Here is an 11998-nt window from a genome sequence, read left to right as displayed (position 1 = left end):
GCGGCCGTCATACACCAGACTGGCACGCAGTACATGGAAGTCCTGGCTGCAGCAGCCACTCCAGTCAATGGCGATGATACAACTGGGCAGGCATGCCGTGATGCGGCGGGCGATAGCGGCGCTGATGGCGGTGTTTTCATCGTGCAGTTTTTCATTACCGATAAACCGGTCTACCCGCTTTATCTTGTGCTTTACATTGGCCTTTCCGGGCAGGTGGCGACCAATTCGCGTCAGAGAAAGCGTGTTACCAGCAATCAACCCTTCGGCGCAAGACAGCAGGGTTTTGGTGCGGGCCTGATGGAAAGAAGTGAGGGCAGAGCGGAAAAAGTTATGGCAGACTGTGCGAACGGCAGGCATGGCAGATCCTCTTTGTTTTTTTGGCGATTAACAAAAGAGAAAATCTACCATGTCTGCCTATTTTTTTGGGGATCCCTCAGCGCGAAGGCGGGAATCCAGACATGTGGCGCAGAATGGTCAGATTGCTGGTCGTCTGCAAAGGCACTGGACCCCCGCCTTCGCGAGGGTGACGATAAAGGCAAGCTAGCCCCAAAATCCATATCAGTTATAGGATATTGCTGAGCCAGTGCCGGAGTTGGCATTCCGGCAATAAAAAAAGACGAGACTCCGGTCTCGTCTTTTTTCGTGTGTAACCGAATCACGCCGAAGCTCAGTGCTTCTGGGTCGCCTGTTTGGTGGTGACCACTTTTTCGGGACGGGGGACAATCAGGGTGGGAATACGGGACTCGCGCAACACGTTCTTGGCCACGCTGCCGAGCAGGGTATGGAACCAGCCTTTTTCGTGGGCGCCCATCACGATCAGATCGCAGTCCAGTTCCTTCGAGCGCTTGAGAATGGTCTGGGTGGGGTAGCCTTCCACCACCTCGCAGCCGATGATTTTGCTGCGCATGGCCTGCTCCTGCGGTGCTATCACCTCCCAGAAATGATCCAGGCGTTGCTGCAACTGGTCCCGGGCGTGGTTGAGGCGCTGATGCAGAAACTCTTCACGGCTGTTCTGGTTGAGAATATAGGACTGCAGCGTCAGCCGTTCATCGCTGGACAGCTCTTCGACCACCTTCAGAATATGGATCTCGGCGCCGGTCTGTCTGGCCAGATAAACGGCGTACTTGAAAGCGTAAGAGGCATTCTTGGACAGATCGGTACAATAGAGAATCTTGTTTACTTCCGGCAACATGAGCATATTCCTCATCGTTAATGCAAGGACAGGGCCGACGGTGGTCGGCCCTGTCTATCATAGTGAAGTCGTCGCTAATAACCCAGCAGTCTGGGCAGGAACAGGGTGATCTGCGGTATGTAGGCGATGATAAACACCGAGATTACCGACATGATGGCAAACGGCAGGGCGCGAACCGATATTTCCTCTATCGAAGTACCGGACACCCCGGAGGCGATAAACAGGTTTTCGCCCAGCGGCGGGGTCTGGAAGCCGATGGACAAACAGCACACCACCACAATGCCGAAATGAACCGGATCTATGCCCAGGTTATAGGCCACCGGCAGCAGTACCGGCGTCAGTATCATGATGGCCGCCAGGGTCTCCATGAACATGCCGACAAACAGCAGAAAGAAGATGATCAGTGCCCAGATCAGATACAGGTTGGTGGTCATCTCCAGCATGGAGGAGGCCACGATGGCCGGAATCTGGTTCTCGACCAGCAGACGACCGAACACGGTAGCGGTAAACAGGATCAGCAGCACGCGCCCGGTCAGCCAGGTGGTGGTTTCCAGTGAACGCATCACGTCCTTGATCTTCAGTTCCCGATGCACGAAGAAACCGATCACCAGGGTATAGAAGATGGCGACAATGGCCGATTCGGTGGGAGTGAACAGGCCGCTGTAGATGCCCCCCAGAATCACCACCGGTGCCAGTACCGACCAGAACCCCTTGCGCAGGGCGCCTCGGGTCACGCTGGCCGACCAGCCTTCGGTGGTGCCTTTGTAACCGTGCTTGCGGCACAGAAAATAGTTCATGATCAGCAGGCCGCCGGCCAGCACCATGCCCGGCAGCACGCCGGCGATAAACAGCTTGGGAATGGACACCGACTGAAACTGGCCGTATTGGGCAATAGCTTCAGGCGGCGCCATCATGCCCATGGCGGAAATACCGAAGATCACCATGGGAATGGAAGGCGGTATTACCACACCCAGACCACCGGACGAGGCGGTAACGGCCGAGGCATAGCCCTTGCCGTAACCCCGGTCGATCATGGCCGGTATCATCAGCATGCCCACGGCGGCGGTGGTGGCCGGACCGGATCCGGAAATGGCGCCAAAGAACATGCAGGCCATGACGGTGGCGGCCGACATGCCGCCGGTAAAGGGCCCGGCAAAGCTTTCGGCCAAATCCACCAGCCGCTTCGATATACCTGCCGCTTCCATCAGAGCCCCGGCCAGAATAAAGGCGGGCAGCGCCATCAGCGGAAAGGAACCGACCGAGGTAAAGGCGATCTGCACGAATTTGATGGGGTTCTCGTCCAGGTACAGGAAAGACGCGAGCGCGGAAACTCCCAAAGACACACTGATGGGAGCGCCGAGCAGCAGTAACAGCAAAAAGCTCCCAAACAGGATCATGACAACGGATGATTCAACCATGGGTATGCTCCTGCCTTAACTCGGTTGTTTTTGTGGGTTTTCCAGCGTTTGTAGAAGAGGACTCGATCAATTTCTCGACTTCCAGTGATTCGGGATCCCGTATATCGATACCCTTGACCAGCTTGTAATAGTTGACCTGCAGTATGCGAATGGTCATCAGCGCGAAGGCGATGGGCAGTATCATGTACACATATTTCATCGGAAAACCCAGGGTCTGGGATTTCCAGAACAGGTTCATCTTGTTGAACACGAAGTCGTAGCTCAAAAAAACGAAGTAGCCGTTGAAGCAGACCCAGATCAGATCGGCAATGGCCTCGGAAATCACGGCGACGACGGGTGGAAAAAGCTTGAACTGAAAGGTGACCCTGTTGTGGGCGGCGAGCTTGGTGGCGTAGCTGGCGCCGAAATAAACGAACCACACAAACATGTAGGTTGACAGTTCCTCGGTCCAGGACAGGGAATGACCGAATACCTGGCGCGATATGATCTGGATGAACAGCAGAACAACAAACGAGGCGAGCAGGGTTCTGCAGATCACCTTTTCGATGTTGTCGATAATCTTGAATATCATTTTGCCGATGGTCATGGCGACTTCTCCCTGAAATAAGAGTGTACCCGTTCGGGGGTACACTCCGGTTGCAGCAACGGTTTAGATGGTGTCGCGTCCCAGGGATTGCAGAATGGAATTCAGCTTGTCCTTGCCGCCCAACTGCTCATAGTACTTGGGCCACACCTGGTTGACGGCTTTCTCCATCCACTCTTTTTCACCATTGGCCGGTTCGGTGATTTCCATGCCACCGGCGGTCAGCTCGGCCTTGATCTTGTCTTCCTGCTCCACCAGCCATTCGGCGCTGTGCTCGGTGGCCGCCTGGCCGGCGTCCAGAATGGCCTTTTGCACGTCGTCAGGCTGAGACTGGAACACGGCTTCAGACACGATCAGCGGCTCGATGGAGAACAGATAGCGGATATTGGTGATGTACTTCTGCACCTCGTCAAACTTCATGGCGGATACGGTGATGTAGGGGTTGTCCTGACCATCGACCACGCCCAGCTGCAGGCCGGTAAAGGTTTCCGACCAGGCCATGGGAGTCGGGTTGATGCCCCAGGCGCGATAGGTGTCGATCATGATTTCGTTGCTCGGCACCCGTACTTTCAGTCCTTCCAGATCGGCCAGGCTCTGCACCGGCTTCTTGGAGTTGGTCAGTACGCGAAAACCGGAATAGGCCCAGCCGACGATACGAACACCGGCATCGCGAATGGTGTTGTCCACCAGTTGCTGGCCTACTTCGCCCTGAGTCAATTCGACCGCATCGTCCAGGCTCTGCACCATGTAGGGCAGGGTCAGCACGCCGACGGAAGGCGAGAAGGGAGTGACGTTGTTGATGGCCAGAATCGAGAAGTCCAGCAGTCCCATGGACGCATCGTTGATGGTGGCCTGCTCATCGCCGAGCTGGCCGTTGAGGAACATCTTGGTGTCGTGTTTGCCATCGGTTCTGGCGTTGAACTCTTCCGAGAATTTCAGCCCCAGCTCATGCTGAGTGCCGCCGGCGCCGTCACCGACCGCGATACGAAAGGTATTTGCCTGCGCCATCGAGCTGGCGGCGGCAATGGCGCCCGCACAAAGGGCGAAAGACATAGACTTGATAAAACGTTGCTTGAATAACATGGCTTCTTGCTCCAGTTTTTGATGCTCCGCCACAGGGTGGAGCCGTGACCTTCCGTGATGCCAGGCGTATGAAGTTTTCTGCCCCACTCGCCTACAACTGGCTCTGTTCTCTTATTCATGCGGTCTCCGGGCTGGCAGTATTGTCGATTCACTGCCGGGCCCGGATGTTATACCCATGTTCAATACTCGAATCTGTACCCTTAAATAGTTAGGGCCACTTGTGTTTTCAGACTGGGGCCAGCATTAAACTTCTTTATATTCAGTCTGTTATAATTTCGCATTGTAAAATTAATGTTACTTTTTGGTTATTTTTTTTCCAGTGCTCTTGCCATGAGCGTCAGCACTTCGTCGAACACCTTGTTGTCCAGCGACCGGCTCAGATCCAGCAATTGACTGTGTTGATAGTAATCGCTCAGATCCAGCCCTACACCCAGCGCACACAGAGCCAGGCGGCCTTCACGTTCCAGCCGGCCACTGACCTGGCGCAGATGCAGGTCGAGAATGTCCTGCTCGTTGCACTGGCGGGTGGCGGTATCCATGGGGCAGCCGTCGGAAATCACCAGCAACAGCCGATCCCGGGCCGGTTGTGCCAGCAGTCGTTGTTCGGCCCACAGCAAGGCCTCGCCATCCAGCCCTTCGCGAAACAGGTCATCCTTGAGCAGGGCCGCGATATTGCGACGGGCGCGGCGCCAGGGGGTATCGGCATCCTTATAGACCAGGTGACTGCGCTCGTTCAAGCGGCCGGGGTTGGCCGGTCGGCCCTCACGCTGCCAGCGTTTGAGCGGCTTGCCGCCGTTCCAGTGGCCCGTGGTAAAGCCCAGAATTTCCACCTTGGCGCCAACCCGTTCCAGCGCCCGGGCCAGGGTATCCACCAGCATGCTGATGCTTTCGATATGGGGGCGCATGGATCCGGAGTTGTCGATGAGAAAGGTGACCACCGCATCCCCTTTCGGCTCCTGTTGCTCCTGCTTGAACACCCGGCGGTCGGCCACCGAGGTGACCAGGGTCGGCAGGCGACGGCCGTCGAGTTGCCCTTCCTCTTCGCCGAAGCGCCAGCCCTGGCGCTGGGGGCGAGCCAGCAGGCGGCGCAGTTTCTTGGTCAGCACATTGAGATTGATCCCCTGCTCACGAATGCGGTTGTCCAGCCCCTCGCGCAGTCGGGCCAGCAGCTCGGGTCGCACCCGTTTGTGGGCGGGCCACTCCCGGTCGAAACCGCCGTCGTAAACACGGTAGTCCAAGGCCTCGGCGGCCTGGCGCAGGCGGTTATGATGGCTTTGCTCGGCCAGGGCCTGACCGGCTTCATCACCTCCTTCCAGATCCAGTAACAGGCCAAATGCCCGCTTGGTATCTTCGCTGAGCGTTTCTTCCTGTTTACCGTCGGTGCCTTGCTGCCGGCCGAGATCGTCGATCAGGCCATCCATACACAGGGCGATAGACAGGGCCTGCTCGGCAAAGGCGGCCTGATCATGACGATGGCGGCGGAGCAGGCCGAAGGCGGGGCCGATTTCCCGCAGCAGAAACATGCGGGTCGACTCAATCATCATCTCGGTGGTTTCTTCCAGCGGGCCGCCACCCAGCTGTACCCAGCTCATCTGCGCCAGGGTGAACAGCAAGAGCCCGATATGGGTTTCGGTCTGGCCCGAGGCCTGAAACTGGTTGCACCAGGCTTCAAAGCGGTGATGCAGATTGTGCTTGCTGCCCGGATGCCAGGACTCGACCAGCGATTCGACCCTAAGCTGCTCCAGCAGTTCAAACACCAGCCGTGCAATGGGCGGGGTTGGCAGCCAGTGCCGGTGCAGTTCGACATCGTTATGGCGCAGGCGCAGGGCGATGGCATCGGCTACGCCACGAAAGGAGCCCAGATCGTCCTTGCCTTGTTCGGGGTGCAGATGGGGTGCGCGCAGCGGATAGGGTTTACCCTGCCATTCCAGCCGGTGGCCCCGGTAACGCAGGGCCTGCTGGGCCGACAGGGCACGGATCAGCGCGGCACTCAGCTCCTCGAGTCGTTGCTGCCGGCGTTCCTGCTCGGCCGGATCCAGGCCCGGGGTGGGGGGGGATGTGGTCATGTTGGGGCTTCCTCACAAAGCGAGAGAGAACCTGGGGGGTAAAGGGATTCGCCGAGCCTCCATCAAGGATGAACGGCGAGCCGGCCAAGCCGGCTGTGTTCCACCATCACGCAAAACAGGGTAGCTACCTTCATTGCCGCCGGTTCAATTCGATAATTTAGCTTACATCAGCGCCAGCTTGAGCGAGCGGGATTCTTCCAGTTCCTGATCGAAACAGCGTTGATAGTATTCGGCCACCAGCGGGCGTTCGGCCTCGTCACACTTGTTGAGAAACGACAACCGGAACGCCAGCGCCGGATCACCGAATATCTCGGTGTTTTCGGCCCAGGCGATCAGGGTGCGGGGTGACATCAGGGTGGACAGATCGCCGGCGGCGAAGCCGGAACGGGTCAGCTCGGCCACCGCCACCATGGTGCTGATCAGCTGATAGCCACGCTCGTCCGCATACCGGGGCACCTTGCCCTGCACTATGCTGATTTCATCTTCCCGTGGCAGGTAATCCAGGCTGGCCACTATGTTCCAGCGATCCATCTGCGCCTGGTTGACCTGCTGGGTGCCATGATACAGGCCACTGACGTTGCCCAGGCCCACGGTATTGGCGGTGGCGAACAGCCGAAAGTGGGAATGCGGGTTGATCACCTGATTCTGATCGAGCAGGGTGAACTTGCCGTCCTGCTCCAGGATCCGCTGGATCACGAACATCACGTCCGGGCGGCCGGCATCGAATTCGTCGAAGATCAGCGCCACCGGCCGGCGCAGGGCCCAGGGCACTATGCCTTCCTGAAATTCGGTGATCTGCTTGCCATCCTTCAGCACTATGGTGTCTTTGCCCACCAGATCCAGCCGGCTGATATGACCGTCGAGGTTGACCCGCACACAGGGCCAGTTCAGCCGGGCGGCGACCTGCTCGATATGGGTGGACTTGCCGGTGCCATGCAGCCCCTGGATCAGCACCCGCCGGTTGCGGGTAAAGCCGGCCAGAATGGCCATGGTGACATCGGGATTGAAGCAATAGGCTGGATCGATATCGGGTACGTGCTCGTCCTTGTTATCGAACACCGGCACCTTGAAGTCGGAGTCGATATTGAACAGCTCGCGTACCGACACAAGCCGGCTGGGATGGTCGTGAATAAGACTGGTCATGGTTCTGCCCTCGTTGGCTGCGGCGATACGGGTAAACAAAGTGTTAACAGTGTATCTGCCGCTACCGGCGCGGGCAGGGGCCAGTTGGCGCGGGGGCATGTAGCCAGTGTGTTACCGGCAGGAGCTCACCCTGCCGGGAGTGATCAGACTTTCTGTTGGGTGATGGGGGTGTCGCTGCCGGTGCCCTCGCCGGGCGGGGCGAGATGACATTCCTGAAAAATCCTGGCGGTGCAGGTCTTGCAAATGGCCGGATCCAGCTGATCGTAGATGCGGTGAATGGCCTGGCCCTTGTTGGCAAAAATATGATCCTCACCCAATTGCTCGATCAGATTGTTGCGTTTTAGTACCCGCAGCACCCCCATCTTGAGGTTGCACAGATAAAGATCGCCGCCGGCCGCGCGCCGGCGCACCGACTCCTGGCGCAGCAGTTCGGCGCCGACGATATCCACGAAGTTCATGCCGTTGCCGACGATCAGCAGCCGGGGTTCGCGAATATTCTGCAGGTATTCCTGTACATGGTTGACGGCACCGAAGAACAGCGAGCCTTCGATGCGGATAATGCGCAGCTGAGGGCAGTAGGGCAGGCGACGGCCCTCGGCGCTGACGAAGAAGGGATGCCTGGCATCCGGGTCCGGCAATATGCTGACGATACGGGGGGTGGAGGTGCGCTTGAGATAGAAAATCAGCGACAGTATCACCCCCGCATAAATGGCGAATTCCAATGCCACCAGCAGGGTGGCGGCAAAGGTGACCACCAGTACCGTGGTTTCGGACTTGGCGGCGCGAACGATAAGTCGAATGTGGCGAAAATCAATCAGGTTCCAGGCGACCACCAGCAGCAGGCCGGCCATGGCCGGCACCGGCAGCCAGGCGGTAATATCGGAAAACAGCTGCAGTATGATCAGCAGAAAAAGAGAGGCAAAAATTGCCGCCATCGGCGTACGGGCACCGGAGGTATAGTTGACGCCGGTACGGGTAAAGGAGCCGGAGGAGGCATAGCAGGAGAAAAAGGCCCCGACCACATTCGACAAGCCCTGGCCGATGAATTCCTGATTATCATCCAGCCGCTGATGAGAACGACTGGCGATGGCCCGGGCGATGGAAGAGGCTTCCACCAGGCCAAGCAGGCTGATGGCCAGCGCACCGGAAGACAGGGCGCTGATGCTGCCAAAGCCGAGGTCGGGCATGCTCAGCGGCGGCAGGCTGGCGGGAATGGCACCCACCATGGCGATGTGCTGCTGGCCGGGGTCGAGAATAAAGGCCAGGCCACTGGCCAGGGCCAGGGCGATCAGCATATTGGGCCAGCGCGGCAGCAATTTTTTAATCAGCACACAGCTGATCAGAGTGGTGAGCCCCACCGCCAGGCTGTAGGGATCGGCACTGGAGAGATGGCTGAGTACCTGCCAGCCGTTATCGGTAAAGGTGCCCTTGGTATGCAACGACAGTCCCAGCAGATTCTGCAGCTGACTGACCACGATGACCACGGCGGCCCCGGCGGTAAAGCCGATCACCACCGAATGGGACACGAAGTTGACCAGTACCCCCAGCCGTGCCGAGGCCAGCACCAGCTGAAAGACCCCCTTCATCAGCGTCAGGGTCAGTGCCAGCGCAATAAACTCCGCCGTTCCCGGGGTGGCCAGGGGACTGACCGAGGTGAACACCACGATGGACATGGCGGCGGTGGGGCCGGAAATCAGGTGCCAGGACGAGCCGAACAGGGCGGCGATGATGGCCGGTATGATGGCGGCATAGAGCCCGTATTCCGGCGGCAAGCCGGCGATCAGGGCATAGGCGACCCCCTGGGGCAGCACGATAATGGCGTTGGTCAGCCCGGCCTGGGCGTCGGCGCGCAGGCTGGCGCCATTGACCAGCGGTGTCCACTGCAGAAACGGCAGCAGCCGAACCCAGATACCCGGCTTGCCCAGGGCTTGGTTTGCCATGCTTGATCTCCCTTTTGTTGTCGTGTGCCTGATTCCGTCGGCCGATGGCGACGCATCACGCCTTGAACCCTTTGCCTGGTTCTATTAAACGAGGGTAACTGGCTGTTGTAGCGCCGTTCGCCTCCGGCTAACGTCACGACAAGGTGCGATGGCGACCCCGGATCGGCGGTAAGGCACAAATAGCCTTCTTATTATATCACCGGTGGCGCCATCCCTCGCCGAAATGAATGTGCCGTTTGGCACCCTTAGCGGCCAGCAGGGAGAAACGTTATGGCCTTTATCTCGTATCATCCGGCGACCGGACGCGAAGCCGAGCGGGTGGCGACGCTGTCTGCCGCCGAACTTGAGCAACGGGTGCAGCAGAGTCATGTGGTGGCGAAGGAGTGGCGACAAAGCAGCTTCGCCGATCGCAGCGCCGTGCTGAACCGGCTGGCGTCCTTGCTCTCGGCCAACCGGGAGCGGCTGGCGCTGACCATGACGCGAGAGATGGGCAAACTGCTCAGTGAAGCCCTGGTTGAGATAGACCGCTGTGCGCTGGAATGTACCTACTTTGCCACCCAGGGGCAGGCGATGCTGCCGCTGGCGCGCAGTATGACGACCTTCGAGCCCATGGGAACCGTGCTGTTGCTGACGTCCTGGCGCTTTCCGCTGTGGCAGGTGTTTCGCATGCTGGCGCCGACCCTGATGGCCGGTAATGTCGTGCTGCTGAAACTGGCCGAGAACCTGCCGCGCTGTGCCCGGGAGATCGAATGGCTGCTGGCCGAGGCCGGCGCCCCCCGGGGGCTGGTGTTCAGCCTGTTGATTGACAAGCTACAGGTGGCCAGCCTGATTGCCGACCCGAGAGTGAAGGCAATGGCGTTCAGCGGCAATCGTCAGGATGCCAGCCAGGTGGCGGCGCTGGCAGGACAGCAACTGAAGCCGATTGTGCTGGAGCTGGATGAAACCGAGCTGCATGTCATTCTGGATGATGCGGATCTGGAACTGGCGGTAGATGCAGCCATGCGTTCACGTTTTCGTAATGCCGGCCAGCTGGGTTATGCGGCACGGGGATTTATCGTGACGCCGGGCATTGCCGATGATTTTGTGGCTCGGCTGTCGGCGCGGCTGAGCGAGCTGCAATGCGGCGACCCGGAGCAGGAGACTGCTACTCTGGGCCCACTGGCCACCGGTTTGCAGCGGGATGAATTGCATCAGCAGGTTACCGCCGCGCTGGCCGCCGGCGCCCGGGCGGTAGTGGGCTGTGAGTTGCCGGCAGGCGAGGGCTGGCATTATCCTGCCTCCTTGCTGGATGAGGTAGCGCCGAAGATGGAAGTGTTTCGGCAACAGCTGAGCGGACCGCTGGCCTGCGTGATCCGGGTGCCGAGTCTGGATGCGATCACCGATCTCTGCCAGGAACTGGGGCCCGACGGCACCGCCAGTATCTGGACCCGGGATCTGGCACGGGGAGAGCAATTGGCGCGGCGATTGTCGTTTGGCCGCTGCCTGATCAACATGGATCCTCATCAGGGCAAGGGTTATCCGTCCGGGTTCAACCCGGCACCGGAAGGGCGATTCAACATCAAGGCCTTCTGTCACCTGAAGACGCTGCTCGTCTCGGTTTGATCCTCTGGTTCCAGCTATTCCCGGTATCTGGCCCTGTCGTTTTTCGACGGGGCTCGCTTATAATTTCGTCATCTATCGCCTAGTGCGCTCGCCAGGAACGGCACTGTCTTCATCGACGGTCACGGCTCGGATGCCCCGATACGCTGCCACCGCCTTGCTGGTGACGGCATCTTTTAGTTGCATCACCTTTTTGGGCCACATCAGATGACAGCACCATACCCGACCCTGGAACAGATGGGGATCACCTCTTTCGACAGCATCAGCCGTTACCGCCTGCGCCGCGAGGCCAGGGCCGACGTGCTCAAGGTGTATTATCACCGGCCGAGCGGCTCCTTTCTGTCACGTAGCAAGAAGTTTACCTTTGCCCGGCCCAGGGCCAATGTGCCGGTCGAGTTTCAGAAAACCGATGCCTGGCATCAGCTGGAAGATACCAGCCCGATATTGCGCCAGGCGCTGGTGGAATTGCATGCCTTGCTGCAGCCGGCCGAGGCGCCAGCCGAAGATAACACCTCGGCGCAGGCGACCAAGCAGCAGTTGCTGGCCGATCTGGAGCATATGGAACGGGTGATGAAGGACAAGCTGGACGAGCTGCGTCGGCAGATAGACGCGTTGAAATAACCGAAAAGGGGCGGCCAGGAGCCGCCCCTTTTCATTGGCAACCATGCCGGCTCAGGAGGCCAGCGCCTGTTGCTGTTTCAGCATCGACTCCGCCATTTTCTTGCCAAACAACTCCATCACCGCCTCTTCATCGCCATTGGCATCACGCAAGGCGCCTACCATAGCTTCCAGGGTCGGCATCGTCTTTTCGATCAACTGCTGTACATACACTTCCGGCGACACCTGGGTAAAGGCCTCGTATTCGGCAAACAGACGGGCGGTGTCATTGTTCAATGCGATGTTCAGCTCGGTCTTCTCTGACATGGTCACTCCTGTGGCTATTCGGCTGGGTATGAATGGCAATCTAGAGAGCC

11 protein-coding genes and 1 pseudogene are annotated in these 11998 nt (G+C 58.9%); 2 read left to right on the top strand and 10 right to left on the bottom strand.

The window, feature by feature from the left end:
• The 8 genes and pseudogenes from ABD827_RS01435 to ABD827_RS01400 form a co-directional block, all read right to left on the bottom strand.
• A pseudogene (locus tag ABD827_RS01435) lies at positions 1 to 357 on the bottom strand (IS4 family transposase); the annotation flags it as partial.
• Positions 358 to 667: 310 nt separating this feature from the next.
• A complete protein-coding gene (locus ABD827_RS01430) occupies positions 668 to 1192 on the bottom strand; it encodes a universal stress protein (protein WP_344961675.1) in 525 nt (174 codons plus the stop codon).
• A gap of 74 nt (positions 1193 to 1266) precedes the next feature.
• A complete protein-coding gene (locus ABD827_RS01425; RefSeq protein WP_344961673.1) occupies positions 1267 to 2610 on the bottom strand; it encodes a TRAP transporter large permease in 1344 nt (447 codons plus the stop codon).
• Positions 2603 to 3196 (bottom strand): TRAP transporter small permease, encoded by a 594-nt coding sequence (locus ABD827_RS01420; RefSeq protein WP_344961671.1) that lies wholly within the window; start codon positions 3194 to 3196, stop codon positions 2603 to 2605. The genes ABD827_RS01425 and ABD827_RS01420 overlap by 8 nt, the downstream gene beginning before the upstream one ends.
• 63 nt (positions 3197 to 3259) lie before the next feature.
• Positions 3260 to 4276, bottom strand: coding sequence for a TRAP transporter substrate-binding protein (locus ABD827_RS01415; protein WP_344961669.1), 1017 nt, complete (start codon positions 4274 to 4276; stop codon positions 3260 to 3262).
• A 305-nt stretch (positions 4277 to 4581) separates the two neighbouring features.
• Positions 4582 to 6342, bottom strand: a complete 1761-nt coding sequence (locus tag ABD827_RS01410; protein ID WP_344961667.1) for a cobaltochelatase CobT-related protein — start codon at positions 6340 to 6342, stop codon at positions 4582 to 4584.
• 162 nt (positions 6343 to 6504) lie between these two features.
• Positions 6505 to 7485: an AAA family ATPase gene (locus tag ABD827_RS01405; RefSeq protein WP_298719718.1), complete on the bottom strand. Its 981-nt coding sequence runs from the start codon at positions 7483 to 7485 to the stop codon at positions 6505 to 6507.
• Positions 7486 to 7628: 143 nt separating this feature from the next.
• Entirely contained in the window at positions 7629 to 9425 is a 1797-nt protein-coding gene (locus tag ABD827_RS01400) for a SulP family inorganic anion transporter (protein WP_344961664.1), read from the bottom strand.
• A 270-nt stretch (positions 9426 to 9695) separates the two neighbouring features.
• Between ABD827_RS01400 and ABD827_RS01395 the strand changes: the two genes are divergently transcribed.
• Positions 9696 to 11027, top strand: coding sequence for an aldehyde dehydrogenase family protein (locus tag ABD827_RS01395; protein ID WP_344961662.1), 1332 nt, complete (start codon positions 9696 to 9698; stop codon positions 11025 to 11027).
• Between the two features lie 72 nt (positions 11028 to 11099).
• Here the strand turns inward: ABD827_RS01395 and ABD827_RS01390 are convergent, their stop codons facing one another.
• Entirely contained in the window at positions 11100 to 11228 is a 129-nt protein-coding gene (locus ABD827_RS01390; RefSeq protein ID WP_344961660.1) for a hypothetical protein, read from the bottom strand.
• A gap of 3 nt (positions 11229 to 11231) precedes the next feature.
• Between ABD827_RS01390 and ABD827_RS01385 the strand changes: the two genes are divergently transcribed.
• On the top strand, positions 11232 to 11645 hold the full coding sequence (locus ABD827_RS01385) for a DUF3461 family protein (protein WP_344961658.1): 414 nt from the start codon (positions 11232 to 11234) through the stop codon (positions 11643 to 11645).
• A gap of 51 nt (positions 11646 to 11696) precedes the next feature.
• Here the strand turns inward: ABD827_RS01385 and ABD827_RS01380 are convergent, their stop codons facing one another.
• Entirely contained in the window at positions 11697 to 11948 is a 252-nt protein-coding gene (locus ABD827_RS01380; protein WP_298719708.1) for a hypothetical protein, read from the bottom strand.
• Between the last annotated feature and the right edge of the window lie 50 nt (positions 11949 to 11998).

Source organism: Oceanisphaera sediminis (assembly GCF_039539745.1).
GTDB lineage: Bacteria > Pseudomonadota > Gammaproteobacteria > Enterobacterales > Aeromonadaceae > Oceanimonas > Oceanimonas sediminis.
The sequence above is the reverse complement of the archived record's forward strand: the minus strand, read 5'-3'. Positions and strand labels throughout refer to the sequence as shown.